The sequence below is a fragment of the Limnohabitans sp. B9-3 genome, assembly GCF_002778325.1.
Taxonomy (GTDB): domain Bacteria; phylum Pseudomonadota; class Gammaproteobacteria; order Burkholderiales; family Burkholderiaceae_C; genus Limnohabitans; species Limnohabitans kasalickyi.
In genome coordinates, this window is the sequence record NZ_NESI01000009.1 from 32759 (window position 1) to 57611 (window position 24853).

Consider the following 24853-nt stretch of genomic DNA (forward strand, 5'->3'; position numbering starts at 1 on the left):
TCATAATCCGCGCATGCCTCGCCAACGCCCTTCCTTCGCCGCTGTGTCCTCGTTGTCCTTTGCGCGAGGTGTGTCCAATACTTGGCTGCTCAAGGCGTTGACCGCGGCGGTCTGGGCCGGTGTGGCGTTCAGCGCGGTGAGCTGGAGCTTGCGCTGGACAGCGGGTGGGCAGGCGTCAGGCGCAGCCATGGCAGCGCCGCAGGCTTTGGCGGATGTGGACACCACGGCTGCAGCGCGCAGCTTGGGCGCCATGCCTGTGCAAGCGGCGGCAGCGCCCACTGTGGCGAGTCGATTTCAGTTGATCGGCGTTTTAGATGGCGGCCCTAACGCAGGTGCTGCCTTGATCGCGGTGGACGGCAAACCCGCCAAACCCTTTCGCGTGGGCGCCACGGTGGCCGATGGGCTGGTGCTGCAAGGCACAGAAGCCAAGCGTGTCAGCCTAGGTGCAGGGTCGCAAGGCCCGAGTTTGTTGATGCTGGATTTGCCGGCTAAAAAGTAATCAGCCAATTAGCCAATCAGGCATTCGGCTGAAATCCCCAAACCCAGGTGTAATTTGCGGACCATGTTCATGGTCAATGGGCGTTTGCGGTTCAAGATTTCGTAAACACGATTGCTTCGTCCAATCATGGGTTCAAGATCTTTTGGTTTGAGGTCTTGCTGCTCCATTCGAAATTTGATGGCTTCAATGGGGTCTGGCAAGTCGATGGCGTAGTGACGCGCTTCGAATGCTTGAACGAGCGTTACCAATACATCAAGGCGGTCGCCTTCAGGCGACGCTAAATCAGGGTCGCTCTCCATCAGTAGGCTGACCTCTTTGAGGGCGGCTTTGTAGTCGTTTTCGTTGCGAATTGGCTTGATGTCCATTTTGAGCTCCTTCAGTTCATGTCCACGGTCGTCGCATCCACCGTGTCGTATTGCGCATGTGTGCCAACGAACTTGATGTAGATGATGCTCAGCTTGTAAGCAATCGCCACGATCAACCGAAAGTCATTGCCTTTGATATTGAACACCACACGGTTGTTGCCAACAAAACTGGCGCTGGCGAAATGTCGCTTGATGTCAGCGGGCGTTTGCCAACTGGCTTTGTACGCCTCATCATGCCAAGCTAACAAGGCTTGCTTCGCTTGTGGATGTTTGACGCTGAAGTCTCGCAAAGTTTTGACAGCAATGACACACATGTGTGAATCATAGTCCCAAATCGGGACTATTCCTAACGCTGCAAAAACAAGCGATAGGCAGGATTCAACGTTTCTTCGACAAACGGATAACCCAAGTCTTCCAAGAACTTCGCAAATGCCTTGTTGTCGGACTTAGGCACCTGCAAGCCCATCAAAATGCGGCCGTAGTCTGCGCCTTGGTTGCGGTAATGGAACAGGCTGATGTTCCAGCCCGGGCGCATGGCCAACAAGAACTTCATCAACGCGCCGGGACGCTCTGGGAACTCAAAACGCAAGATGCGTTCTTCGTGGGCCAGTGATGAGTGCCCGCCCACCATGTGGCGCAAGTGCTCTTTGGCCAGTTCATCGTGCGTGAGGTCAATGGCTTCAAAGCCGTTTTTGGAGAAGTGACCCGCAATCTTGGTGCTCTCACCTTTGATGCCCGTGGTCAAACCCACAAACACATGAGCCTTGGCTTGGTCGCTCATGCGGTAATTGAACTCGGTCACGTTGCGGGGCGATTTGCTGCCGCCAAAGCTGGGTAGCTTGCCAATCAACTCGCAAAATCGGCGCAGGCTGCCGGGCTGCTCGGGGATGGTCACCGCAAACAAGGCTTCTCGCTCTTCGCCCACCTCGGCGCGTTCTGCCACAAAACGCAAGCGGTCGAAGTTCATGTTCGCGCCACACAAAATGGCGGCATAGGTTTCGCCTTTGGTTTTGTGCTCGGCCACGTATTGCTTGATGGCAGCCACGGCCAAGGCGCCTGCGGGCTCCACGATGCTGCGGGTGTCCACAAACACGTCTTTGATGGCGGCGCACACGGCATCGGTGTCGACCGTGATGTAGCTGTCGACCAAGTTTTTGGCCACACGGTAAGTTTCTTCGCCCACCAGCTTGACGGCGGTGCCATCAGAAAACAAGCCCACATCGTTGAGCGTGACGCGTTTGCCTTTGGCCACTGACTGCATCATGGCCGACGAGTCGTCCATTTGCACGCCAATCACTTGGATGTCGGGGCGCACCGCCTTGATGTAGTTGGCCACGCCGGCAATCAGGCCGCCACCGCCAATGGCGACAAACACAGCGTCTAACTTGTGAATGTTCAGGCCTTGCAGCTGGCGCAGCATTTCCATGGCAATCGTGCCTTGGCCGGCAATCACATCGGGGTCATCAAACGGATGGACAAAGGTCATGCCGTTTTTCTTTTCTAGCGTCAGCGCGTGGGTGTAGGCGTCTGAGTAACTGTCGCCCGATAACACCACGTCGCCACCCAAAGCCTTGACGGCTTCGATCTTCACGCTGGGCGTGGTGGTGGGCATAACGATGATGGCTTTGGTGCCTAGGCGTTTCGCGCCCAACGCCACGCCTTGGGCGTGGTTGCCAGCTGAGGCGCAAATCACGCCTTTTTTCAACTGCGCGGGCGTGAGGTGCGCCATCTTGTTGTAGGCGCCGCGCAGCTTGAAACTGTGCACGGGTTGCTGGTCTTCGCGCTTGAGAAGTACCGTGTTGTTCAAGCGTTGGCTGAGGTTTTTGGCAACTTCTAACCCAGATTCAACGGCCACGTCGTACACACGGGCGGTCAAGATCTTTTTCAGGTAATCGGCGGGTTGCAAGGCGCGGGGCTTGGGGGTGCGGGTAGACATGAAGGGATTGTCTCTTAAGCCTTGGGTACTCAATCTCTGAGTTTGGCAAGCTTGTTCGCTTGTGCTTTGTTTCAAAGTAGTGCCCTCACTTTCATTATTGCATACGTGCTATAAAATATGGATTACGAAATTCAATTCTTTGCCGTTTCGGTTGAGGTTTCGATCACGAAATGGCCGAGCGGTATCTTTGCCAGTTTTGTGCGTATTACTGAGCAAATGGTGCTGAGCGGCCCGAATTTGGGCATGCCTTACACCAAAGCTATGGGTGACGGTTTGTTTGAAATCCGAGCAAGAGGTGTTGAAGGCATTGGTCGTGCCTTTTTTTGCTGCATGAAGGGGCGGCGTGTCGTCATCTTGCATGGCTTTGTCAAAAAGACCCAAGCAACACCGATCAAAGATCTTCGACTGGCAAAACAACGAATGAAAGAGGTTTTAAATGACTGATGTTATTCACGAAAAATTTAAGCCTGTTGGCTTTAACCCAAAGCAAACAGCAGCGCAAAAGCGGGCAACTGACCCAGCGTTTCAAAAGGCCTATGACGCACTTGAAGATGAATTTGCCGCACTCGCAGAACTGCTCAAAGCCAGAAAAGAAGCCGGCTTGACTCAGGCTGATGTCGCACAGCGCATGGGCGTTAGTCAGCCTGTGTTGGCACGTATTGAGTCTAGTTTGGGCAGCCGCAACCACGCACCCTCGCTGAGTACTTTGCGACGTTATGCGCAGGCTTGCGGTAAGCGCTTAGTCATCAGCATGGTGTGACACTGAGGCGAAAAAAACCCCGAGTTTTGCAACTCGGGGCTGAATCCACTTTTGAGGGTGGAGGAGACAAGCCTCTAGTGTATACATTTTCTGTTGCAGTGCAACAATTGTCAGACAATTGGCCATCAATTTTTAGGAGAACAATATGGAATGCACCGTCAGCTGGACCGGCAACTCAGGCACCCGCTCAGGCATGGGCTTTGTGGCAGAAACCGGCAGCGGTCACGTTGTGGCGATGGATGGCGCGCCCGATGCGGCCAAACCCGAAAACGGCGGCCAAAACTTGGCACCGCGCCCGATGGAGATGTTGTTGGCTGGCACAGGTGGCTGCACCGCTTACGACGTGGTGCTGATTTTGAAGCGCGGTCGCCACGATGTGCGCGGCTGCAGCGTGAAGATCAGCAGCGAGCGCGCTGACGTTGACCCCAAAGTGTTCACCCAGATCAACATGCATTTCACCGTGACCGGCAAAGCCATTCCCGCCTTGGCTGTGGAGCGTGCCATCGCTATGAGCCATGACAAATACTGTTCTGCCAGCATCATGTTGGGCAAAACGGCGGAAATTACGACCAGTTTTGAGGTTGTTGAAGCGTAAAACGGCGGCGCAAGTAGCGCTTTAAACCCGATGTGCCACGCCCGTCATCACCTTCGAGGCCAACTTCATCAAGCCTTTGACGGGCGCGGGCAGCTCAGCGGCGCCTGCTGCCAGCGCTTCTTGTGCGTGACGCGCTTCGTCGGCTTTCATGGTCGCCACGATGGCGCGTGAGGCGGTGTCTTTCTCGGGCAATCGGTGCATATGGCTTTGCAAATGTGCTTCGACCTGTCGCTCGGTTTCCACCACAAACCCGAGGCTCATGCGGTTACCGCCTAGCTTGGCTGCCGCGTACCCAATGCCAAATGCGCCCACATACCAAAGCGGGTTCAGCAAGCTGGTGCGCCCGCCCAGCTCTTTCAAGCGCTGTTCGGTCCATGCCAGATGGTCGGTTTCCTCATTACAAGCCTCGGTCAAGTGCTGGCGCAGGCGGGCATCGCGTGTGGCCAAGGCTTGCGCTGTGTACAAAGCTTGGGCGCACACCTCGCCCACATGGTTGACCCGCATCAGTGCGGCAGCTTCGCGCTTTTCAGCATCGGTCATTTGAGCGGCCAAGGGCCCGGTTGAAGGCGCTGCCGCATGGCTGGGGTTTGCGCGGTTCGCGTGATGTTGGGCAAAGAGCGTGCGCAAAGCGCTGTCGGCGGCGATGAGTAAGGCGTCCATTTTTTATGCAGCCAAGGTTAAAAATATTTTTCAGGATATCAGGTTCGGCTGTGAGCAATCACGCGGTGGCGTTAGTGCAAGGTAGGGTGGTGCAACACGTTAAATCGCTCGGCCAACACCGACAGTCGCTTGTCCAGCGTCCATAGCTCGACACTGGGTGACATCAAGGTTGATGCAAGCAGCAGCAGGTCGACAAGACCGCAGCCCAGACCAAACAGGCGTTCGTTTTCGATGAAATCCACAACCTCACGAATACTTGCCTGCTGGGTCTGTTGTAAACACTGAAGATCAGACAGTGTTTGCGTCCGATTTGGCGGTGTTCCGCACGCTATTTCTCCGATGACCAGGGGATGCGCCATGACCAAGTCGAGCTCAAGCAGACCGACCAATGCATCGTTTTTCTGGCGGAAATGGTCGACCCAAACCGAGGTGTCGACAAGCACGCACTTCATGGTTGGGAGCCTTCCCGACGGCGTGGAATGTCACGCATCTCAGGTGCGCTTGTCCCCAGCGAGGCGAGCCGTTTTGCGGCTTGCACCCGTACGAAGCTCTTGACCGCTTCACGAAACAGATCGGCTTTGTCCATCGTTGGATCAGCAACCTCCAAAGCCTTTTCATAAAGAGCGTCGTCAATTGTTACGGTTGTACGCATTGCAACTCCTCGGCATCAAAAATGATGTTATTTTTCATCATTCCAGATGGAAAATCAAGGCTTGCGCAAGTGACGAATCTGATGGAGTTGCTGGTGGGGGTTAGCAGTCGTGTTTAGTTTCGTATGTCACGTCTAAGTCGCGATATGAAGCTGCGCCGTTTTGAAACCCCGCAACCACAAATGCACGAAGCTGCTAATTTCCTAGGGTTTGCCATGCAAAGCAGCACGCTTTGTTGCAGCAAAGCAACATCAAAGCCCTATTTTTGGTTTTTGTTATGGAATGTTGCGGAGCTGTCTGGTTCAATAGCGCCAACTTCCCGAAAACGGAGGTTGGCTCTGGATAGTCTGGAGCCCCTGTTCAAACCTTGGAGAACCTTGAAATGAAAAAAACCCTCGTTGCTATCGCAGCACTCGCCGCTTTCGGCGCACAAGCTCAATCTTCTGTTCAGTTGGACGGCGTTGTTGACGCTGGCTACCAATCTGTCAATTACAAAGGCAACACAGTTAACGGCATCGCTGGTAACGGTTCTAGCACTTCACAATTGAACGTGCGCGGTACTTCTGACCTCGGCGGTGGCTTGAAATCTACTTTCCGCGTCGAAACCGACTGGAACATGGTTTCTAACTTCGCAAACACCGGTACATCTACTGGCGTGAACTCAACCAGCTCAGCTAACAGCATCAACGGTGCTGGCGGTACTTTCGGCAACGGCGAAATCCGCGTTGGTTTGGAATCAGCTTCCATGGGTCAAATCCACTTGGGCGCTGTGAACTACAACACATTGGGCACCTTCTTGACTGGCCAGCCTTTCGGTACAGCCATCGGTTCAGGCTTCCGCACGTTCTACATCAACGATGCACAAGCTACTTCTTCAGTTCGCGCTGAAAATGCAGTCAAGCTCGTGACTCCCACATTCAGTGGCATCAACGCTTCTTTCTACAAGTCAAACAAGCAAACAAAAGCTACAACTGTTGCTGCTGCTGGTACATCCACAACAGGTTTGATCACTCAACCTAACGCTTTCAGCTCTTCTATTGGTGCTTACGACCAAGTTGGTACGCAAGAAATCGGCGTGAACTACGCAAACGGCCCAATCGCAGCTTCTTACAGCAGCTTGAAGCAAGACTTCGTTGGCGTATCTGGCGTCAACGGTAGCTTGGCTGCTGCCGGTACAACAGAGTCAACTGTCAATACTTTGGGTGCTAACTACACCATGGGCGCTGCCAAGTTCTTCTTGTTGAACCAAACCAACAAGACCAACACCAGCAGCACAGACAACAAAGCAACCACAGTGTCTGCCACTTACACCATGGGTAACATCGTTTTGATGGGCCAAACTGGTTCGTTGAAGAACGCTGCTGGTGTCAAGTCCAACTTGACTGGCTACGGTGCTGACTACAACTTGAGCAAGACAACCGCTGTTTATTTCCGCGCTGAGTCGATCAACGACAAAGCAGGTGCAATGAACGCTGCTGTGACTCCTGGCGCTATTAAAGGTACAGACACTAAGTTTGCACGTACAGCCTTGGGCCTGCGCGTCGCGTTCTAATTCCCAACTGGCTTAGCCAGTTAAGGATTTAAAAAGTCTAAAACCCCATCACGCGCAAGCGTGGTGGGGTTTTGTTTTAGGCCTCAGATTCAGGGATTTCCCTTTGCTGGTGTTCTCTAGAATGCAGCACACACATTTATTCATTTTCAACTGGAGCCTCACATGAAAAAGCATTTGTTCGCCTTGGTCATTGCCTCGTTGCTGGCCAGCACCGCCTTCGCGCAAGCCAATGACACCATCGCCAAAGTCAAAGCCTCTGGCAGCGTCACCATGGGTGTGCGCGACTCGTCGGGCGCGTTGTCTTACACCTTGGGTGACGGCAAGTATGTGGGCTACCACGTTGAGATCTGCCAACGCATCATCGACAACTTGGAAAAAGCGGCTGGCAAGAAGCTGGACGTCAAATACACCTCCGTCACCTCACAAAACCGCATTCCTCTGACAGAGAACGGCACCGTGGACATCGAGTGCGGCTCCACCACCAACAACGAAGCGCGTCAAAAGCAAGTGGCTTTCGCGTTCACCACCTTCGTGGAAGAAGTGCGCATTGCGGTGCGCGCCAACTCGGGCATCACCAACATCGCTCAGCTCAACGGCAAGAACGTGGCCACCACCACCGGTACCACCTCTGTGCAACTGTTGCGCAAGAACGAGCGCGCCACAGGCGTTGACTTCAAAGAAGTGTTCGGCAAAGACCACGCAGACAGCTTCCTGCTGCTCGAGTCTGGCCGCGCTGATGCGTTTGTGATGGACGGCCAAATCTTGGCTGGCAACATCGCCAACTCCAAAGCCCCAGGCGATTTCAAAATCGTGGGTGAAGTGCTGAACGTCGAGCCCATCGCCATCATGTTCCGCAAGGACGACCCTGCGTTCAAGAAATTGGCAGACGACACCATTGCTGCTTTGGCCAAATCGGGCGAGCTCGCCAAGCTGTACGACAAGTGGTTTGTGCAAGCCATCCCACCCAAGAACACCAAGTTGGGTTTGACTGCCAGCGACGCCACCAAGGGTGCTTGGGCGAACTTGAACGACAAGCCTGTCGAAGCCTACGCCAAGAAGTAATTTCTAAAAGCGAACAGACATGGCACTCGAATGGCAGGTTTTTCTAGAAGACGATGGCGGAGGAAGAACCTACCTCGAGTGGCTGTTTGAAGCCTGGGGCTGGACGCTGTCTGTAGCGGGCTGTGCTTGGGTGGTGGCTATTGCGTCAGGATGCCTGATGGGCGTCTTGCGCACCTTGCCCCAAGACACGCGTTTGAATGTCGGCTTAGCCCGATTCGCCACAGCATGGGTGGAGCTGTTTCGCAACATCCCCGTGTTGGTTCAAATTTTTCTCTGGTACTTTGTATTACCCAAGGTCTTTCCGGCCATGCAACAGGTGCCGGGGTTTTTGTTGGTGGTGTTGGGACTGGGGTTTTTCACGTCTTCACGCATTGCAGAAATGCTGCGTGCGGGTATTCAAGCCATGCCACGCGGCCAGCGTTATGCGGCCATGGCCATGGGCTTTACCACGTGGCAAACCTACCGTTACGTGCTGCTGCCCATTGCGTTTCGTACCATTTGGCCGCCACTCACCAGCGAGTCGATGAACTTGCTCAAAAACTCATCGGTGGCTTTTGCGGTGTCGATTGCCGAACTCACCATGTACGCCATGCAAGTGCAAGAAGAAACTTCGCGCGGCATTGAGGTGTACTTGGCCGTGACGGCGCTGTACACCCTGTCAGCCTTCGCGGTGAACCGTGTCATGGCGTTTGTTGAACGTCGCTTGCAAATTCCCGGCATGGTGGTGGCGGGCAATGTGGGCGGGGGGCACTGAGCATGAGTGCACTCGATTTTTCGTTTGTCGACTGGGACATCTTCAGCAAGTTTGTGCTCAAGGGCATGTTGTTCAGCATTGAGCTGACCATCGTGGCCACCATCGGCGGCATTGTGTTTGGCACCATCTTGGCGCTCATGCGCTTGTCGGGCAACAAAGTGTTGTCCACGCCGGCCGTCATTTATGTGAACGGCATGCGCTCCATCCCCTTGGTGATGGTGATTTTGTGGTTCTTCTTGCTGATTCCGTTTTTGATTGGCCGCTCGATTGGCGCTGAGCTGTCCGCCACCATTACTTTTGTGGCGTTTGAAGCCGCGTACTTCAGCGAAATCATGCGGGCGGGCATCCAGTCCATCCCGCGTGGCCAGGTCATGGCGGGGCAGGCTTTGGGTATGAGCTATGGCCAAAACATGCGCCTCATTGTGTTGCCGCAAGCGTTTCGCAACATGATTCCTGTGTTGCTGACGCAAACCATCATCTTGTTCCAAGACACCTCGCTGGTTTACGCCATTGGCGCGTACGACATGCTGAAAGGCTTTGTGACGGCGGGCAAGATTTATGGCCGCGTGGAAGAGGTCTACATCATGGCCGCCTTGGCGTATTTTGTGATTTGTTTTGGCCTCTCGGCCCTCGTGCGTCGCTTGCAAGCACGCATTGCCATCATTCGATGAGCGCTTTGACGTTCGCTGGAGTTTGCTGTGATTGAATTGAAAAATGTGTCCAAGTGGTACGGCCCTATTCAGGTGCTGAACAACTGCTCCACCGTCATCCAAAAGGGCGAAGTGGTGGTGGTCTGTGGTCCCTCGGGCTCGGGCAAATCCACCCTCATCAAAACCATCAACGCCTTGGAGCCTTTCCAAGAAGGTGAAATCTTTGTAGAAGGCGTGTCCGTGCACGGCAAAGACACTGACTTGCCCAAGCTGCGCAGCCGCGTGGGCATGGTGTTTCAAAGCTTTGAGTTATTCCCGCACTTGTCGGTGACCCAAAACCTGACCATTGCCCAGCAAAAGGTGTTGGGCCGCAGCGAGGAAGAGGCGCATGCACACGGTTTGAAGTACTTGGAGCGCGTAGGCCTGATGGCTCACAAAGACAAGTTCCCAGGCCAACTCTCAGGCGGTCAGCAACAACGCGTGGCGATTGCCCGTGCCTTGAGCATGGACCCCATCGTGATGCTCTTTGACGAGCCCACCTCTGCCCTCGACCCCGAGATGGTGGGCGAGGTGTTGGATGTGATGGTGGACTTGGCCAACGAAGGCATGACCATGATGTGTGTAACCCACGAAATGGGCTTTGCCCGCAAAGTGGGCAGCCGTGTGATCTTCATGGATGTGGGCGGCAAGATTTTGGAAGACTGCTCGAAAGACGAGTTCTTCAACCACCCTGAAAATCGCCAGCCTCGCACCAAAGAGTTCTTGAACAAGATCTTGGCGCACTGAACTTAATTGGGGTCAGATCCTAATTAATTGGCGTCTCTCTTGATTGGGTGCCTTTGTTGTTTATCTTCTTTCGTGAAGATTTCTCGCCGTAGAGGGTTGCGCAGCTTGGGTACGGCGGCTTCCTCATAATGGGTACATCAAATCGTCAGCCGCCGCACCCAAGCCGCGCAACTGCTTGAGTTTGAAATATTTCAGGCGAGCATGTTTTCTTGGTTAGCGCTGATGTACGCGTATGTGTGCAAAAGCAGTCTTTGACGAAGCTGCGCAGGCGCACCAACAGTCCAACCGAACTTCTGCCAGCCGCAGTCTGTGGGTAGATGTCTTGGGCCGGTGACGATTTTAGGTACCCCTCATGAGGAACCGGCCCAAGGCCTCTGCCCACAGCGGGCCCAGCAAAAAAAACAGAAGACAATCACCACCATGACGCAACAAATCACCATCACAAAACCCGACGACTGGCACCTGCACGTGCGCGATGGCGCTGCACTCAACACCGTGGTGCCTCACACCGCCGCCGAATTTGGCCGCGCCATCATCATGCCTAACCTCAAGCCCCCCGTCACCACGGCGGCACAAGCGCTTGCGTACAAACAACGCATCTTGGCAGCTGTCCCGCAAGGCATGAGCTTCGAGCCTTTGATGACGCTCTACCTCACCGACAACTTGCCCGCTGACGAAATCGCCCGCGCTAAAGATGCAGGCGTGGTCGCTGCCAAGCTCTACCCAGCCGGCGCCACCACCAACAGCGATGCCGGCGTGACTGACCTGCGCAAGACCTACAAAACACTCGAAGCCATGCAAAAGGCGGGCATGTTGTTGTTGGTGCATGGCGAAGTGACCAGCAGCGACATCGACTTGTTTGACCGTGAAGCCGTGTTCATCGACACCCAGCTGATTCCGCTGCGCAAAGACTTCCCCGAACTCAAAATTGTGTTCGAGCACATCACCACGGCCGACGCTGCCCAATACGTGGCCGAAAGCGACATGTACACGGGTGCCACCATCACCGCGCACCACTTGCTGTACAACCGCAACGCCATCTTCACCGGTGGCATTCGCCCGCATTTCTACTGCTTGCCCGTGTTGAAGCGTGAAACACATCGCCAAGCTTTGGTGAAGGCTGCCACCAGTGGCTCGCCTAAATTCTTCTTGGGCACCGACAGCGCGCCACATCCTGCACAGCTCAAAGAACATGCCACTGGCTGCGCGGGTTGCTACACCGCCCACGCCGCCATGCCCATGTATGCCGAAGCGTTTGATAACGCCGGTGCGCTCGACCAACTCGAAGGCTTTGCCAGCTTCCATGGTGCAGACTTTTACGGCTTGCCACGCAACACCGGCACGCTCACCCTGCGCAAAGAAAGCTGGATGCCGCCCGAGAGCTTTGCGTTTGGTGAAGCAGAGTTGAAGCCCTTGCGCTCTGGCGAGACATTGCCTTGGCGCGTGGTTTAAACAAAACTGCCAACACTTCAGCCGCAACGCGCACAACCAACACGGTCCGTTGCAGTGATGCAGCGGCTGACACCGCAAAACCCGGTGTGTTGGGCGGTGCTGTGTTAGCCAGCATCGATTGGTCGCAGCCGTGGTTCACGCCGTGGCGCGAACTTGGCGAGCCCACGGCATGCCAAGCACTGCAACAACAAAGTGTTGCCGAAGCGCTGAACGCAAACGCAAACGCAAACGCAAAAACCGTCGTAGCCAAGCGCGAGGCCAACGACGTGAAGTTCGTCCCCCAATCCGCTTTGCCAGACAACCAAGCCTACGAAGACTTCATCTTCAAAACCGCCCAAGTGCCCACCCGCGACGGCCTGCACGACTTCTTCAACGGTCTCTGCTGGCAACGCTTTCCGCTGGCCAAACGCCGCCTGAACCAACTGCAAGCCGCAGAGCTTGAAGCCCAAGGCGTTCGCGCCACCCGCGGCCCCGTGCGCGACGCGCTCACGCTGTTCGATGAAAACGTGGTGCTCATGCATGCGCCTGACGCGGTATGGGCGGCGTTACAAGCACGCGATTGGCTCAGGCTATTGGTCGATTTGCGAGAGCAATGGCAGGAGGTACACCTGGTGTTGTTTGGCCACGCTTTGCTTGAAAAACTCGTCATGCCCTACAAGTCCATCACGGCGCATGTGTACCGTGTGTCGAATGAGATCAACCCGCACGACGAAGCAGCACTCGATGCTTGGCTAGCACGAGACCTGCAACCTGCCAAACTCGCCACCAAACCGTATGAGCCACTGCCCGTCTTGGGCGTGCCCGGTTGGTGTGCTGCCAACGCAGATCGGGCTTATTACGAAGATGCCAAGGTGTTTCGCCCCAAGCGTGAAATCGTGGGCAAGACACCCCACGAGCCAGCGACATAAGCCGTCAAACTGGGCATAGCTTTGCCTAACTTTTGTGTGGCTTTTTAAATGCACTGTATTGAATTGCCAGCAATCGCCCCTACCATTCAAACCCGCGGTCCTTTGTATTCACCGCTGAAAAGGAAACCATGAAACGCATTCTTCTGTTCGTCCTCACCAACCTCGCCGTCATGGTGGTGCTGGGGGTCGTCGCCAGTTTGCTTGGCGTCAACCGCTTTCTCACCTCCAACGGTTTAAATCTGTCGGCCTTGCTGGGCTTTTCGCTCATCATGGGTTTTGGCGGCGCTTTCATTTCACTCTTGATGAGCAAGCCCATGGCCAAGTGGAGCACGGGCGCGCGCGTCATCAACCAGCCCGCCAACCAAGACGAAGCTTGGTTGGTCAGCGTGGTGCAGCGCTTGTCGGAACGCGCAGGCATCACCATGCCTGAAGTGGCGATTTACGACGGAGAGCCCAACGCTTTTGCCACTGGCGCATTCAAAAACTCCGCCTTGGTGGCCGTGTCCACAGGTTTGCTGCAAGGCATGACCAAAGAAGAAATTGAAGCCGTGTTGGGCCACGAAATTGCCCACGTCGCCAACGGCGACATGGTCACGCTCACGCTGATTCAAGGCGTGCTCAACACCTTTGTGGTGTTCTTGAGTCGCGTGGTGGGCTACTTTGTGGACAACATGCTGCGCAGCAAAGACGATGAATCCACCGGCCCTGGCATGGGTTACTACATCACCAGCTTCGTGCTCGACATCGTGTTTGGCTTGGTGGCCAGCATGATCGTGGCGTGGTTCAGCCGCCAGCGCGAGTTTCGTGCCGACGAGGGTGCCGCACAACTGATGGGCAACAAGCAACCCATGATCAACGCCTTGGCGCGCTTGAACAGCATGCAAGCGGGCGCGTTGCCCACCAGCGTGGCGGCCATGGGCATCACCGGTAGCTTGGGCCAGTGGTTTGCCTCGCACCCACCGTTGGAAGAGCGCATTGCGTCTTTGCAAAACGCCAGAGGCTAAGCGCCTTTCCAACGCGTGACAACGCACACAAGGGCCTGCTTAAGATGAAGTTTTTTCTTTGAGCCATTCATCCTCTCCCTGGACGGTCGCCCCTGTGAAAGCAGTGGCGACCGTTGCCATTCAGCCTGCCGCTGAACTCACGGCTGCGCAAAAGCGTTTCAACACCTTGCTGGCGCGGGTGTCGGCCTTGTCTGATTCCATCGCCACGCTAGAGGCCTTGTCCACGCAGCACCGCAGCAGTCACTTGACCGCGATGAGTGCGTTGAAGAGCCAAGAAGACGCGGCTCGTAAAAACCTGTTGCTGTATTTGGATGGCTGTCTGCACCAAGCCGATCTGAACCCCAAACACCGCCGCAGCGCCACGCAAATCATCCTTGGCCTATGTGAAGCGTTGGCGCACAAAAACGACGGCCAAGTGCAAGCCGTGTTCAACCAACACCACAGCGAAGAAGACGCGCAAGCCTTGGCCGAAGAAGCCCGTGCAGGCGCCGAGCACGCCAAAGCTGTGTTCGAAGATTTGTTCGGCAAGCCCTTGCATGGCGCGGACGATTTGCACACGGCAGAGGCGGTGTTCGAAGCTGGCCTGCGCCAATACCGCGAACAGCAACAACGCTTGGAAGACAAGCGCCAAGCCAAAAAGGCCAAAAAAAAACCAGCGGCTCGCCAGCTCAAAGACGCACAGCAAAAGATGGATGCCAACACTGCGCTGCGTACCGTCTATCGCCAGCTGGCCAGTGCCTTGCACCCCGACCGCGAACCCGATGAGACCGAGCGTTTGCGCAAAACCGCGTTGATGAGCGAAGTCAACGCCGCTTATGACCGCAAGAACTTATCCGAACTGCTGAAGCTGCAATTGCAGCTGGCCCAAATCGACAGCGCAGCCTTGAGCCGCATCGCTGACGACAAGCTCAACGCCATGTGCCTGCTGCTCAAAGAGCAAGTGGAAGCGCTGGAAGAAGACGAAGCACAAGCCCAGTTTGAAATTCGCCACTACCTCGGTGTGAACGATCTTGACCACATCAGCGCCGAGAGCTTGGCGCGCGCGCTGGCTATTCAGCTGCGCGACAAAGAGCACGAGGTGGACACACTAGAACGTGACTTGCGCCGCATTCAAAGCGAAGCCGAGCTGAAACGCTGGCTCAAAGAACAAGCGCAGCTGGCCAAAGAGGCACGGGCTGAGCTGACGGATTTGGATAGGTTGTTGTACCGCTAAAAACAACCTGCACCTTGGTGTCTTTTTAAGCTCAGATCAATATTTGTATATACGATATGCAAAAAAAATACCTTCTGGCTTATGGAGGTTGTTTGCAGTGAATCACTTAATAATCAGTCAAGGCATTCTGCGTAAACTGTCGATCAAACACGCAGTGACACGCCAAGAGGTAGAGCAGTGCTTTGTGAATCGATCTGGTCGGCTCTTGATGGATACGCGAGAAAGGCACAAGACAGATCCACCAACGCTTTGGTTTCTTGCACTAACAAACCAGTCCCGTATTTTAAAAATTGTGTATATACAAATTGGTTCTACAATTTATCTCAAGTCGGCATTTAGCCCGAATGAGACAGAAATTGAGATTTATAGCCGCTACGGGTAACCGGCAAAGTGGCCCCGAAAAAAGGTAAACGACCGTGAACACATCCAAAATTGAAATCCCCGCAGAAGCTTGGGACACTCGGGCACTGGGTGCCAGCGCCGATCATGTTGCTGTTGCAGATGTTGCGAACGAACAAGCGCTAGATAAAGCCCTTGAGTTGCAGTCCATTTCGATTCGCTTACCCAAGCAATTGATTGAGCAATACAAATTGATTGCGCATTTTCACGGTGTTGGATATCAGCCATTGATGCGCGATACCCTGACGCGTTTTGTACCGAATGCGCTGCAAGAAATCATGCAAACACAAATGAGGCAAGCTTTAGATGCTGCTTCCTCGACACGTGTTGTTCCCAAGAAAAAAGCGCCGGCCAAACCGACGCTTCGTAAAACGCACAAGCAAACGGCGTGATCAAACCGGCAAGTAACCTTCCACCGACAAATAACGCTCGCCGGTATCGTAGTTAAAGCCCAGCACAGTCGCGCCCGCTGCAATCTCTGGCAGCTTTTGCGCAATCGCTGCCAGCGTCGCACCCGACGAAATACCGACCAACAAACCTTCTTCAGCTGCACTGCGGCGGCCCATGTCGCGGGCGGCCTCGGCGTCGACTTGAATCACGCCATCGAGCAGCGAAGTGTCTAAGTTTTTAGGAATGAAGCCCGCGCCGATGCCCTGGATGGGGTGCGGTGCGGGGGATCCGCCTGAGATGACGGGCGATGCCGATGGCTCGACCGCATACACCTTCAAATTGGGCCACTTGGCTTTGAGCACTTTGGCGGCGCCCGTTAAGTGGCCGCCTGTGCCCACGCCGGTGATCAGCACGTCAACGCCTTCAGGAAAGTCCGCGATGATTTCTTGCGCGGTGGTGCGTACGTGCACGTCGATGTTGGCGGGGTTTTCAAACTGCTGTGGAATCCACGCGCCCGGGGTTTGTGCAGCCAGTTCTTCGGCGCGGGCGATGGCGCCCTTCATGCCTTTTTCGCGAGGCGTCAAATCAAATGTGGCGCCGTAGGCCAACATCAAGCGACGGCGCTCAATGCTCATGCTGTCGGGCATGACCAAAATGAGTTTGTAGCCTTTCACAGCGGCCACCATGGCAAGGCCAACGCCTGTGTTGCCTGATGTTGGTTCGATGATGGTGCCACCCGACTTCAAAGCCCCCGACTTTTCAGCCGCCTCCACCATGGCCAAGGCGATGCGGTCTTTGATGGAGCCACCGGGGTTGGTGCGCTCGGACTTGATCCACACCTGATGCGTGTTGCCAAACAAACGGTTGATGCGGATGTGCGGCGTGTTGCCGATGGTGTCTAAAACGCTGTTGGCTTTCATGAGTGGCTCCTTGAAGAAATAATTTGTCTCGCGACGGCTTCACCGACTTTAATGCCATCCACCCCTGCCGACAAAATGCCGCCCGCATAGCCAGCGCCTTCACCTGCTGGGTAAAGGCCCACGAGTGTGGGGCTTTGCAAGGTGTGGTCGTCGCGGGCGATGCGCAGGGGCGATGAGGTGCGTGTTTCCACACCCGTCATCACCGCGTCGTGCATGTCAAAGCCTTTGATTTTTTGGCCAAACACCGGCAGCGCTTCGCGCATGGCGGCGATGGCGTAGCTGGGCAAGGCGCTGTTGAGGCTGACCATCTTCACGCCCGGTTTGTACGAGGGCTCGACGCTGCCCAGCGCGGTGGATGCGCGGTCGGCCACAAAGTCGCCCACCAGTTGCGCAGGCGCTTCGTAGGTGCTGCCGCCCAAGGTGTAGGCGTGAGCTTCGAGTTGACGTTGCAACACCAAGCCGGCCAGCGGGTGATAGCCGCCGGGTGCGTCGTGTGTGGTGTGGCGCACGGCGTTACCAAGCTCTTGGCCCAGCTCGGCTTCAAAGGCGGCGGGGTCAGTGGGGTAGTCGCTGGGGTCAATGCCCACCACGATGCCCGCGTTGGCATTGCGCTCGGCGCGTGAGTATTGGCTCATGCCGTTGGTTACCACGCGGCCTGCTTCGCTGGTGGCAGCCACCACCGTGCCGCCGGGGCACATGCAAAAGCTGTACACAGCGCGGCCGTTTTCAGCGTGGTGCACCAGCTTGTAGTCAGCGGCGCCCAGCAGTGGGTGGCCTGCGTGTTGGCCCCAACGTGCGCGGTCAATCACGCCTTGTGGGTGCTCAATGCGCACGCCGACTGAAAACGGTTTGGCCTCCATCGCCACCGCATGGCGGTGCAGCATGGTGAAGGTGTCGCGTGCGCTGTGGCCCAGCGCGATCACCACATGGTGGGCAGCCAGGGTGTAGGTCTCGTCGGTCGCTTGGTTGTGAATGCGCAGGGCTCGAATGGCTCTGGGCGATGACGCCATAGACGCGTTGCTTGAGGTGCCTTCGTAGTCCATATCCACCACCCGTTGCTCAAAGCGCACTTCGCCACCCAAACGAATGATTTCTTCGCGCAAGCCTTCCACCACTTTCACCAGTTTGAAGGTACCGATGTGTGGGTGCGCGGCAAACAAAATTTCTTCGGGCGCACCAAAGCGCACAAACTCGTTCATCACCTTGCGGCCCAAGTGGCGTGGGTCTTTGATTTGGCTGTACAGCTTGCCGTCCGAAAACGTGCCGGCCCCACCTTCGCCGAACTGCACGTTGCTTTCGACGTTCAAAATCTTTTTGCGCCACAAACCCCAGGTGTCTTTGGTGCGCTGACGCATGGGCGTACCACGCTCGATCACGATGGGCTTGAAGCCCATTTGCGCCAACACCAGCGCCGCAAAAATACCGCAGGGCCCAAAGCCCACCACCACGGGGCGTTCGCCTTCGTTGTTCCCCCAGTCGCTCGGCACATGCGCAGGTGCGTGCCACGTCATGACAGGCGTGGCTTGGATGTGTGAGTTCTTTTCGTACTTGGCCAGCAGCGCGGCTTCTTGCGAAGCATCGATCAAGGTGATGTCCACGATGTAGACCACCAACAGGTTTTGCTTGCGCGCATCAAAGCTGCGCTTGAAAACATTCAGCGTAGCGATGGCGTCAGGCGAAAGCCCCAAGGCTTCAGCGGCTAGGGTACGCAGTGCGTCAACAGGATGGGGCGGGAGTTGTCGGTCTGCCTCGGTTTCGGCCGGCGCATCAGCGGCGCGGCGTTGTTCAACGGGAAGGGCAGACAGCGGGAGTTTGAGTTCTGAGAGTCGAATCATGGCGTAGGTGGCCCGTGGTCATCAGGCAAGTCATGTTTGAGATTGAAAAACCCGCCTGCAATGTGCGAGGCGGGTTGCGTGAAGTTCAGAAATTAAACGGGTACTTTTCCGTTTGTTTCTTTGTTCGTGGTTTGGTTTGCGGATCGACGAAGGGCACGAATTTCCTTTTTCATCGCCATGACGGCCCCCACAAAGGGAGCGAAGTAGAGCCTAGGCGCTTGCCGGGCTGCAATTTGCATTTCGTGTAAAAGTTTGTTCATTCCGTCATCTCCCTTACGGCATTGATGCCGGTAATCACCAGATAAGCCAAGAAAGCCATGGCGTCAATAGTGACGATGGCATATTCTAATAAAGTCAGCACTTGAATCACATAGGGGGCCGTCCCATTGGCTGCTAAGTACTGAACGAGTAAGCCGAGTCCAAAAGCAGGCAGTGATATCAATACAAAAATCAGGGAACCCACCACGATATGTACACCGAAGTGCACCACGGGTGACCACCAAGTTTGTTGGCCCTTTTGATTCACAAACCCTCCTCTACTGAAGATTTCAAAATGACCTAATTTTTCGTCTTTTGGTGCTGAGTGATGCTGAGTTGAGGTCTAAAAGATAAGGACTCTCGCATGAGCGACAACCCTCAGCCTCTGTGAGTGAGTGAGTGACGGTTTCGCGGCCAAACAAAAAACCCCACCACGCTTGCGCGTGATGGGGTTTTAGACTTTTTAAATCCTTAACTGGCTAAGCCAGTGTGGGGATTAGAAAGACTTTTTCAGACCAGCAGAAGTGATCGTACGGTCACCAGTTGTCAAGCTGTTGGAATAGGCTGTACCTGTGTCAAACTTCTCGTAACCAATGTAAGCAGCTGCAGTCTTGCTCAAGTTGTAATCAGCACGGAAGCCAGTCACTTTAGCTTTAACTTCTGCACCAGAAGTGCCAGAGTTAGCCGTTTGGTTAGTCACGGTTGCCATCAGGTCAATTGCACCCATGGTGTGCTTGATAGCATAACGAGAACCTTTGGATTTCACAGCTGCACCGTCAGTAGCAGCGAAACCAGCCAAGCGATCGCCGTCGTTCCAGCCAGCGTACACAGTAGTGTTGCCGAGGGTGTAGCTTGCGTTCAACAAGTTGACAGATGTCTTCTTGAGCGATGTTGTTGCTGAGTAAGCTGCAGCCGAGTACCAACCAGCTGCGTTGGCTTGCTCAGTTTGAGCTACGTTTGCGAAAGCAACAGTCAAAGGACCATTGGCGTAACGCAAACCAAACTCGGTCCCTTTACGTGCATTAGGAATCAAAAGGGCTGTAGAAACACCGGAGGCAGCGTAGTAAGTTTGGTCGTTGCCTGGTGCCATCAAGTAGGAAGCAGTGAAGCCAGCCATCACAGGGCTGTCCCAACGGATAGAGCGGCTGTAACGAGTTTGCACAAAAGAGTTGGTCATGGTAGCTGCAGTGCCGCCACCAGTGTAGCCAGAGCCTACGCCTGTACCAGCTGGTGAAGCAACTTGGAAAGTGTTCAGACCAATCGAGTTAGGTGCACCCAAGCGGATGTTACCGAAAGCACCCTCGATGCCAACAAACGCTTCATCACGTGCCAGACCAGTAGTTGTGTTTGTAGGAGCAGATTGTGCAGCGGCTGCAGGGTTGTTGTTGGTAACAGCCAAGCTGTCGTTGGCCAAAGCACGTGGGTCCAGACCGTAATGAGCTGTAGCCTTCAAGCCAGCGCCCAAGTCTTCCACAGCGCGGATGTTGATCACGCTGGTAGAAGCAGTGCCAGCACCAGTAGAAATTGTTGAGCCTTTGGCCAACAACTGAGTGCCGCCAACGTTAGCGTAAGCAAAATCGAGATTACCCGACAAAGTTACAGAAGATTGCGCTTGTGCGCCGAATGCGGCCAATGCGGCCAGTGCAACGAGGGTTGTTGTCCTTTTTCATAAAGACACCAAGAAGCAGCCCAGTAAGTAGGGGCTCGCCAGCTTTCGCGTTTAAAAATTCATAAGTCAATCAACTTATGAACTGTGGACACCAATGAACGCATGGATGCCCAGCGCTGATAGCGCTGCGAATGAAGATTACTTTCACCAATCACGCGTTCGTAGCGCGCCCATCAAGTCGAGCATGACCTGTCTTGATGGACTTCCCAAAACATTAAAGATTTATCGAATTGCAGGCAGCAAGTATTGGCAAGTTCGGTTTTACAACCAAGGTCGATACATCACGCAAAGTCTCAAAACTACGAATGCTGATGAAGCCAAGGCATCGGCCTATGTGTTTTTCGAAAAGTTAAAAGCGTCTGGCGTACGCTTGGCAAATACTGAAGATTTAATTGCCACAACGGCTCTTCAAAATCAGCAACTGCTCCATGATTTGATAGAAGAGGTGATGTTGGCGGAGCTGCAAAAAGTACATCGTGATGAAATCAAGCACGCCACGTATGTCATGACCAAAATCAGGTTAGAAGGTGTGGTTTTTGAGTTTTTCAGCAGGCAAACGCTAAGTGAAATTGATGAGCGCGTTTTGGAGGATTTCATCGGATTTTTGACTCGAAAAAACCTAACGACTTCAACGATACAGGGCTACATCGCACAAACAAGAAAGGTCTTGCGTTTGCTGTGCCGCAAGAAAATCATCCCAGCGGTGCCACCATTCCCTTCGCTTAAATCTCAGCCTAACCCCAGAGGTGCATTCACGCTGACTGAGTACAGCGCTATTTTGCGCCGGTCAAAACAGTTGAGAAATCAGACCTATGTCGATTGGCGCAATGGGCAGACACATTGGATTCGATCGGCGTATCACCAGATGCCAGCTGAGATGAATTGGTTGATCCGTTTTATGGTCTACACCTTTGTGCGTCCGGGTGATATTCGACAAATCAAGAACAAGCACATCGAGGTTATTCGCAATGGCTATTCTTATTTGCGATTGAACTTGCCCGAGGTTAAGCGTCACAAAGCAGCAACGGTGAGTTTGCCCGCAGCTGTTCAAATTTATGCCACGCTGCTCAAGTATCAAAAAAATCAGGGCTATGGGCAACCTGATGACTACGTGTTTTTTCCGGAACTGCAAAACCGCCGCATGGTGATTGATATCGCAGGGTGGTGTTTGAATTGGATTTTGAAAGACCTTGGATTAAAGGCAGGGCCGCATGGCACGGATCGATCGTTGTACAGCTTGCGTCACACGGCCATCACGTTTCGTTTGATCTACGGCGGCAACATCGATTTGCTGACCTTGGCACGCAACGCACGAACTTCAGTTGAAATGATTGAAAAGTTTTATGCAAGTACGTTATCGGCTGAAATGAACATAGCGCTCCTTCATGGCAAGCGGCAGTAGTCGATAATCAAGCCGTGAAGTTCGCTAGGCCGTCGCTGGTGCAATCTGGGAAACCAGGCACTGGAGGAACGTCCGGACTGCGTAGGACAGCGTAAGAGGTAACACCTCTCCACCGTGAGGTGAGGATCAGAGCAACAGAGACGAGCCGATTGAGTTCGGGTGAAACGGGCAATCTCTACGCGCAGCAATACCAAGTAGGCCAACGCTGAGGCGGTCCGCTGAGTTGGCGGGTAGGTAGCACCGAGCCGAGTGGGCAACCCTCGGCCCAGATTAATGACGGTCACGCGTGAGGTAACTCGCGTGCACAGAATCCGGCGTATCGGCGAGCTTCACACTTTTTTCAAGCCAGGCTGCGTAGGCGCTCTACATGCGCCGTCAGCGAGCGCATGGCGACAGGCCACAACCGTGGTGGCACATCGTCATAGGCCAGTTGCACCCAATCGTCCATGCTGCCGTGCGGGTGCTTTTGCATCACACCCAAAATTTTGGCTTCACGTTTCAATCGGTGATTTTTCAGGTGGGTGATGCAAGCCCGCGCATCGTGCGCCTCATCCCACACGTTGCCCAACACGTAGCCGTGGGCGGGCAGGATGAATTCAATGCGGTTTTGCGCGCAGGCGGCGAGCAGTTGGTCGAGTGAATTTAAGTAGTCGGCCATGTTGCCGTCGGGCGGATCGATGACGGTGGTGCTGCCGTTGAGCACATGGTCACCACTGAACAACAAGCCGTCTTCTTCGAGCACCAAGCACAAATGATTGGCCGCATGGCCAGGCGTGTGCACCACACGCAGGGTGTGGGTGGTGCCGTTGCCTTGTAAGACCAACAACTCACCATCGGTCAATTCGCGGTCGGGCGTGAAGCTGCTGTTCGCTCGGGCCGTGGGCAACGACGACAGGCCCAACACGGGCGGCGTGTGGCCGTGTTGGGCGCACAAGGCTTGCAGGGGCGCTGCGCCGGGGGAATGGTCCGGGTGCGAGTGGGTGCAGACGATATAGCGAATATCGCCACCTGCTGCGCGCCACAAACGGTCCAAGTGCTCGGGGTCGGCGGGGCCGGGGTCGATGGCGGCGTAGCCTGTGTCGGGGTCACCCACCAAGTAGCTGTTGGTGCCGGGGCCGGTCATCACGCCGGGGTTGGGGGCGGTGAGGCGTTGCACGTTTTTCAGCAGCAGCACGGGCTGGTTGCTTTGCCATTCAAGGTGGTGGGCGATTTGGCCGTCGGGGCAGGTGAGGGCGAGTTCGCCAAACGGCTGCTCGTGCTCCATGTAGCGCACCTCTTGGCCCGCCAACCAGCCCGCGCGCGGGCAACTGGTGAACCACGGTTGCTCGCTGGCGCAGGCGGCCAACACGCTGTCGACGGTGGCGTAATGCTGCAAGCGCTCCAAGGTGCGTATGGTGGGGAAGATGATGAAGAAGTCGCCCGCTTCGTGACGGCTCAGCGCATCGGCGGGTCTCACCCACACGGGCTCGAACTGTTCTTTTTCGTCGGCGACGGGGGGTTGCGCGTCCGGCATGCGGGCCACCAAGAACGGCACGTCAAAGCGGCGGGGCAGGTCGCGGTCGGTGATCCAGTGCGCCAAGACAAACACTTCGTCGGCGGCCAAGGTTAGGCCACGCGCTGCACATTGGCTGGCAAATTTGTCGCCAGAGGCTTGGCGGTCCAGCGCGGCAATGTCTGCGGCGTTGGCCATTTGCCCGTTGGCGTGGCGAGCCAGCAAAATGCCCAGCTCTTCAAAACTCTCGCGAATGGCGGCGATGGCTTGCGTCAAGTGCAAGTCGCTTTGTGTGGCGCGGCGTCGTGCGTGGGGGTGGGCTTGCGCGTCTGCGGCATCAATGCCGCCACCCGGGAACACATAAGCGCCGGGGGCAAAGCTGGCCGTCGCGGAGCGGCGTGTCATCAGCACCTCTAGGCCGTTGGGGCCATCGCGCAGCAGCAACACGGTGGCGGCAGGGCGCACGGCAGCAGCGGTGCGGGCGGGGTGTAAAAGTTGGGTAGAACGGGCCATGCTGAATTATGCGGAGGCCTGTACCTAGTGTTTACCCTTGCGTATAAGCCGCAAAGTTTGGTGGGCTGCGCTCACGAACAATTTCGACTTAGACAAAAACTCGGAGAAATTGAGCATGCAACGACGTACTTTTAAAACCGCTTTGGGTTGTGCCATGACTTTGGCTGCGCTGTGCGCACCGCAGTGGGCTGCCGCGCAGGCTTGGCCGACCAAGCAACCTATCAAGCTGGTCGCGGTGTTCCCGCCAGGCGGCTCGGTAGACCAAGTGGCGCGCATCATCGCGCAGCCGCTGTCGTTGGCATTGGGACAGAGCGTGATTGTGGAAAACCGGGGCGGTGCGTCCGGCGTCATCGGCACAGCTGCCGTGGTGCAAGCGCCTGCCGACGGCTACACCTTTGCCGTGGTGTTTGACACGCACGGCGTGAACCCCAGCCTGAACCCCAGCATGCCTTTTGACAGCAAAAAAGACTTGGTGCCCTTGGTGCTGGTCGGCACGTCACCGATGGTGCTGGCCACCCACGTCAACTCGGAATACAAAACATTTGCCGACGTGATGGCAGCGGCCAAGGCCAAGAAAAACGTGAGTTTTGGCACGATTGGCAACGGCAGCCTGGGTCACTTGGCGATGGCGCTGTTGGGCAAAAATTCTGGCGTGGAGTGGACACACGTGCCTTACAAAGGCGGCGGCCCCTTGATGAGCGACGCCGTGGCTGGCCATGTGCCTTTGTCCATTGGTTCAGTGTTTGTGACCAAGCCCCACATCGACAGCGGTCGCATGCGTCCGTTGGCCGTCACGTCGACCAAACGTTCACCTGACCTGCCCAATGTGCCCACGGTGGCTGAAAACGGCTACCCCGGTTTTGAAGCGCCTGCTTGGTGGGCGCTGTTGGCCTCTTCCAAAGTGCCACCTGAAATCGTCAAGCGCATGAATGAAGAGCTCAACAAAGTGCTGAAAAACCCAGAAGTGGCCAAGAAGCTCGATGCGCAAGGTATCGACATCATGGGCGGCAGCTCTGCCCAAGCCAGTGCGTTCATCGAGAAGCAAATGGACATTTGGGCCAAAGTGGTGAAAGACAACAACATCAAAGCCGATTGAGTTGCCTTTCAGTCCCGTCTAGGGCTCCGAGTC

At 55.4% G+C, this 24853-nt stretch carries 28 protein-coding genes and 1 other RNA gene; 17 read left to right on the top strand and 12 right to left on the bottom strand.

Translation table 11 applies throughout. The features are described 5' to 3' along the window. Window positions 1-13 precede the first annotated feature (13 nt). Window positions 14-499: a general secretion pathway protein C gene (locus B9Z42_RS13515; protein WP_100133936.1), complete on the top strand. Its 486-nt coding sequence runs from the start codon at window positions 14-16 to the stop codon at window positions 497-499. An 8-nt stretch (window positions 500-507) separates the two neighbouring features. On the opposite strand, the gene B9Z42_RS13520 is transcribed toward B9Z42_RS13515, so the two are convergent. The 3 genes from B9Z42_RS13520 to ilvA are packed head-to-tail and all read right to left on the bottom strand — an operon-like array spanning window position 508 to window position 2800. Beyond that, window positions 508-864, bottom strand: a complete 357-nt coding sequence (locus tag B9Z42_RS13520; protein WP_100133937.1) for a type II toxin-antitoxin system HigA family antitoxin — start codon at window positions 862-864, stop codon at window positions 508-510. A gap of 11 nt (window positions 865-875) precedes the next feature. Further along, on the bottom strand, window positions 876-1178 hold the full coding sequence (locus B9Z42_RS13525; RefSeq protein ID WP_100133938.1) for a type II toxin-antitoxin system HigB family toxin: 303 nt from the start codon (window positions 1176-1178) through the stop codon (window positions 876-878). 32 nt (window positions 1179-1210) lie between these two features. Further along, window positions 1211-2800: a threonine ammonia-lyase, biosynthetic gene (gene ilvA / locus B9Z42_RS13530; protein WP_100133939.1), complete on the bottom strand. Its 1590-nt coding sequence runs from the start codon at window positions 2798-2800 to the stop codon at window positions 1211-1213. Window positions 2801-2917: 117 nt separating this feature from the next. Between ilvA and B9Z42_RS13535 the strand changes: the two genes are divergently transcribed. The 3 genes from B9Z42_RS13535 (at window position 2918) to B9Z42_RS13545 (ending at window position 4155) form a co-directional block, all read left to right on the top strand. After that, entirely contained in the window at window positions 2918-3244 is a 327-nt protein-coding gene (locus B9Z42_RS13535; protein ID WP_100133940.1) for a type II toxin-antitoxin system RelE/ParE family toxin, read from the top strand. Then, window positions 3237-3560, top strand: coding sequence for a helix-turn-helix domain-containing protein (locus B9Z42_RS13540; protein WP_100133941.1), 324 nt, complete (start codon window positions 3237-3239; stop codon window positions 3558-3560). The genes B9Z42_RS13535 and B9Z42_RS13540 overlap by 8 nt, the downstream gene beginning before the upstream one ends. 145 nt (window positions 3561-3705) lie before the next feature. After that, on the top strand, window positions 3706-4155 hold the full coding sequence (locus B9Z42_RS13545) for an OsmC family protein (protein WP_100133942.1): 450 nt from the start codon (window positions 3706-3708) through the stop codon (window positions 4153-4155). Window positions 4156-4176: 21 nt separating this feature from the next. On the opposite strand, the gene coq7 is transcribed toward B9Z42_RS13545, so the two are convergent. From coq7 to B9Z42_RS13560, 3 genes are all read right to left on the bottom strand, one after another. Then, on the bottom strand, window positions 4177-4815 hold the full coding sequence (coq7, locus tag B9Z42_RS13550; RefSeq protein WP_100133943.1) for a 2-polyprenyl-3-methyl-6-methoxy-1,4-benzoquinone monooxygenase: 639 nt from the start codon (window positions 4813-4815) through the stop codon (window positions 4177-4179). A 71-nt stretch (window positions 4816-4886) separates the two neighbouring features. After that, entirely contained in the window at window positions 4887-5267 is a 381-nt protein-coding gene (locus B9Z42_RS13555) for a type II toxin-antitoxin system VapC family toxin (RefSeq protein WP_100133944.1), read from the bottom strand. After that, window positions 5264-5467: a type II toxin-antitoxin system VapB family antitoxin gene (locus B9Z42_RS13560; RefSeq protein WP_100133945.1), complete on the bottom strand. Its 204-nt coding sequence runs from the start codon at window positions 5465-5467 to the stop codon at window positions 5264-5266. The genes B9Z42_RS13555 and B9Z42_RS13560 overlap by 4 nt, the downstream gene beginning before the upstream one ends. Before the next feature lie 380 nt (window positions 5468-5847). Between B9Z42_RS13560 and B9Z42_RS13565 the strand changes: the two genes are divergently transcribed. From B9Z42_RS13565 to B9Z42_RS13615, 10 genes are all read left to right on the top strand, one after another. Further along, window positions 5848-7017, top strand: coding sequence for a porin (locus B9Z42_RS13565; protein WP_100133946.1), 1170 nt, complete (start codon window positions 5848-5850; stop codon window positions 7015-7017). A gap of 162 nt (window positions 7018-7179) precedes the next feature. Beyond that, window positions 7180-8079, top strand: a complete 900-nt coding sequence (locus B9Z42_RS13570; RefSeq protein WP_100133947.1) for an amino acid ABC transporter substrate-binding protein — start codon at window positions 7180-7182, stop codon at window positions 8077-8079. Between the two features lie 19 nt (window positions 8080-8098). Beyond that, window positions 8099-8833 (top strand): amino acid ABC transporter permease, encoded by a 735-nt coding sequence (locus B9Z42_RS13575; protein ID WP_100133948.1) that lies wholly within the window; start codon window positions 8099-8101, stop codon window positions 8831-8833. A gap of 2 nt (window positions 8834-8835) precedes the next feature. Next, the gene (locus B9Z42_RS13580; protein WP_100133949.1) at window positions 8836-9504 is read left to right on the top strand and encodes an amino acid ABC transporter permease; all 669 of its coding nucleotides are present in this window, start codon (window positions 8836-8838) and stop codon (window positions 9502-9504) included. 27 nt (window positions 9505-9531) lie between these two features. Next, on the top strand, window positions 9532-10269 hold the full coding sequence (locus B9Z42_RS13585) for an amino acid ABC transporter ATP-binding protein (protein ID WP_100133950.1): 738 nt from the start codon (window positions 9532-9534) through the stop codon (window positions 10267-10269). 420 nt (window positions 10270-10689) lie between these two features. Further along, a complete protein-coding gene (pyrC, locus tag B9Z42_RS13590; RefSeq protein ID WP_100134043.1) occupies window positions 10690-11721 on the top strand; it encodes a dihydroorotase in 1032 nt (343 codons plus the stop codon). Then, on the top strand, window positions 11706-12629 hold the full coding sequence (locus tag B9Z42_RS13595) for a DUF3025 domain-containing protein (RefSeq protein ID WP_369806879.1): 924 nt from the start codon (window positions 11706-11708) through the stop codon (window positions 12627-12629). Before pyrC ends, B9Z42_RS13595 begins: the two co-directional genes overlap by 16 nt. A gap of 128 nt (window positions 12630-12757) precedes the next feature. Further along, window positions 12758-13633, top strand: a complete 876-nt coding sequence (htpX, locus tag B9Z42_RS13600; RefSeq protein WP_100133951.1) for a protease HtpX — start codon at window positions 12758-12760, stop codon at window positions 13631-13633. Between the two features lie 58 nt (window positions 13634-13691). Next, on the top strand, window positions 13692-14846 hold the full coding sequence (locus B9Z42_RS13605; RefSeq protein ID WP_143474097.1) for a hypothetical protein: 1155 nt from the start codon (window positions 13692-13694) through the stop codon (window positions 14844-14846). A 416-nt stretch (window positions 14847-15262) separates the two neighbouring features. Further along, window positions 15263-15637: a hypothetical protein gene (locus B9Z42_RS13615; protein WP_199172080.1), complete on the top strand. Its 375-nt coding sequence runs from the start codon at window positions 15263-15265 to the stop codon at window positions 15635-15637. On the opposite strand, the gene cysK is transcribed toward B9Z42_RS13615, so the two are convergent. The 5 genes from cysK to B9Z42_RS13635 form a co-directional block, all read right to left on the bottom strand. Continuing rightward, on the bottom strand, window positions 15638-16555 hold the full coding sequence (gene cysK, locus B9Z42_RS13620; RefSeq protein WP_100133953.1) for a cysteine synthase A: 918 nt from the start codon (window positions 16553-16555) through the stop codon (window positions 15638-15640). After that, window positions 16552-18390 (bottom strand): NAD(P)/FAD-dependent oxidoreductase, encoded by a 1839-nt coding sequence (locus B9Z42_RS13625; RefSeq protein ID WP_100133954.1) that lies wholly within the window; start codon window positions 18388-18390, stop codon window positions 16552-16554. Before B9Z42_RS13625 ends, cysK begins: the two co-directional genes overlap by 4 nt. 92 nt (window positions 18391-18482) lie before the next feature. Continuing rightward, a complete protein-coding gene (locus B9Z42_RS16295) occupies window positions 18483-18650 on the bottom strand; it encodes a hypothetical protein (RefSeq protein WP_158235967.1) in 168 nt (55 codons plus the stop codon). Then, entirely contained in the window at window positions 18647-18916 is a 270-nt protein-coding gene (locus tag B9Z42_RS13630; protein WP_100133955.1) for a hypothetical protein, read from the bottom strand. Before B9Z42_RS13630 ends, B9Z42_RS16295 begins: the two co-directional genes overlap by 4 nt. Before the next feature lie 228 nt (window positions 18917-19144). Continuing rightward, window positions 19145-20290: a porin gene (locus tag B9Z42_RS13635; protein ID WP_100133956.1), complete on the bottom strand. Its 1146-nt coding sequence runs from the start codon at window positions 20288-20290 to the stop codon at window positions 19145-19147. A 121-nt stretch (window positions 20291-20411) separates the two neighbouring features. Here B9Z42_RS13635 and B9Z42_RS13640 point away from each other — a divergent pair, with 121 nt between their 5' ends. After that, complete coding sequence (locus B9Z42_RS13640; RefSeq protein ID WP_100133957.1) at window positions 20412-21719, top strand: phage integrase SAM-like domain-containing protein; 1308 nt, start codon at window positions 20412-20414, stop codon at window positions 21717-21719. A gap of 16 nt (window positions 21720-21735) precedes the next feature. Beyond that, an RNA gene (gene rnpB / locus B9Z42_RS13645) (RNase P RNA component class A) lies at window positions 21736-22054 on the top strand. 5 nt (window positions 22055-22059) lie between these two features. Here the strand turns inward: rnpB and B9Z42_RS13650 are convergent. After that, window positions 22060-23724: an MBL fold metallo-hydrolase gene (locus B9Z42_RS13650; RefSeq protein ID WP_100133958.1), complete on the bottom strand. Its 1665-nt coding sequence runs from the start codon at window positions 23722-23724 to the stop codon at window positions 22060-22062. Between the two features lie 115 nt (window positions 23725-23839). Between B9Z42_RS13650 and B9Z42_RS13655 the strand changes: the two genes are divergently transcribed. Next, window positions 23840-24820 (top strand): tripartite tricarboxylate transporter substrate binding protein, encoded by a 981-nt coding sequence (locus B9Z42_RS13655; RefSeq protein ID WP_100133959.1) that lies wholly within the window; start codon window positions 23840-23842, stop codon window positions 24818-24820. Window positions 24821-24853: the final 33 nt, after the last annotated feature.

What these genes read in the sequence shown, in the direction of transcription:
- B9Z42_RS13575 (WP_100133948.1), top strand. Translation starts at nt 8,099, where the DNA reads ATGGCACTCGAATGGCAGGTTTTTCTAGAAGACGATGGCGGAGGAAGA.
- B9Z42_RS13640 (WP_100133957.1), top strand. Translation starts at nt 20,412, where the DNA reads ATGAACGCATGGATGCCCAGCGCTGATAGCGCTGCGAATGAAGATTAC.
- B9Z42_RS13655 (WP_100133959.1), top strand. Translation starts at nt 23,840, where the DNA reads ATGCAACGACGTACTTTTAAAACCGCTTTGGGTTGTGCCATGACTTTG.
- ilvA (WP_100133939.1), bottom strand. Translation starts at nt 2,800, where the DNA reads ATGTCTACCCGCACCCCCAAGCCCCGCGCCTTGCAACCCGCCGATTAC.
- B9Z42_RS16295 (WP_158235967.1), bottom strand. Translation starts at nt 18,650, where the DNA reads ATGAACAAACTTTTACACGAAATGCAAATTGCAGCCCGGCAAGCGCCT.
- coq7 (WP_100133943.1), bottom strand. Translation starts at nt 4,815, where the DNA reads ATGGACGCCTTACTCATCGCCGCCGACAGCGCTTTGCGCACGCTCTTT.
- pyrC (WP_100134043.1), top strand. Translation starts at nt 10,690, where the DNA reads ATGACGCAACAAATCACCATCACAAAACCCGACGACTGGCACCTGCAC.
- B9Z42_RS13580 (WP_100133949.1), top strand. Translation starts at nt 8,836, where the DNA reads ATGAGTGCACTCGATTTTTCGTTTGTCGACTGGGACATCTTCAGCAAG.
- B9Z42_RS13565 (WP_100133946.1), top strand. Translation starts at nt 5,848, where the DNA reads ATGAAAAAAACCCTCGTTGCTATCGCAGCACTCGCCGCTTTCGGCGCA.
- B9Z42_RS13545 (WP_100133942.1), top strand. Translation starts at nt 3,706, where the DNA reads ATGGAATGCACCGTCAGCTGGACCGGCAACTCAGGCACCCGCTCAGGC.
- B9Z42_RS13555 (WP_100133944.1), bottom strand. Translation starts at nt 5,267, where the DNA reads ATGAAGTGCGTGCTTGTCGACACCTCGGTTTGGGTCGACCATTTCCGC.
- B9Z42_RS13520 (WP_100133937.1), bottom strand. Translation starts at nt 864, where the DNA reads ATGGACATCAAGCCAATTCGCAACGAAAACGACTACAAAGCCGCCCTC.
- B9Z42_RS13540 (WP_100133941.1), top strand. Translation starts at nt 3,237, where the DNA reads ATGACTGATGTTATTCACGAAAAATTTAAGCCTGTTGGCTTTAACCCA.
- B9Z42_RS13625 (WP_100133954.1), bottom strand. Translation starts at nt 18,390, where the DNA reads ATGATTCGACTCTCAGAACTCAAACTCCCGCTGTCTGCCCTTCCCGTT.
- B9Z42_RS13560 (WP_100133945.1), bottom strand. Translation starts at nt 5,467, where the DNA reads ATGCGTACAACCGTAACAATTGACGACGCTCTTTATGAAAAGGCTTTG.
- htpX (WP_100133951.1), top strand. Translation starts at nt 12,758, where the DNA reads ATGAAACGCATTCTTCTGTTCGTCCTCACCAACCTCGCCGTCATGGTG.
- B9Z42_RS13515 (WP_100133936.1), top strand. Translation starts at nt 14, where the DNA reads ATGCCTCGCCAACGCCCTTCCTTCGCCGCTGTGTCCTCGTTGTCCTTT.
- B9Z42_RS13525 (WP_100133938.1), bottom strand. Translation starts at nt 1,178, where the DNA reads ATGTGTGTCATTGCTGTCAAAACTTTGCGAGACTTCAGCGTCAAACAT.
- cysK (WP_100133953.1), bottom strand. Translation starts at nt 16,555, where the DNA reads ATGAAAGCCAACAGCGTTTTAGACACCATCGGCAACACGCCGCACATC.
- B9Z42_RS13570 (WP_100133947.1), top strand. Translation starts at nt 7,180, where the DNA reads ATGAAAAAGCATTTGTTCGCCTTGGTCATTGCCTCGTTGCTGGCCAGC.
- B9Z42_RS13535 (WP_100133940.1), top strand. Translation starts at nt 2,918, where the DNA reads ATGGATTACGAAATTCAATTCTTTGCCGTTTCGGTTGAGGTTTCGATC.
- B9Z42_RS13650 (WP_100133958.1), bottom strand. Translation starts at nt 23,724, where the DNA reads ATGGCCCGTTCTACCCAACTTTTACACCCCGCCCGCACCGCTGCTGCC.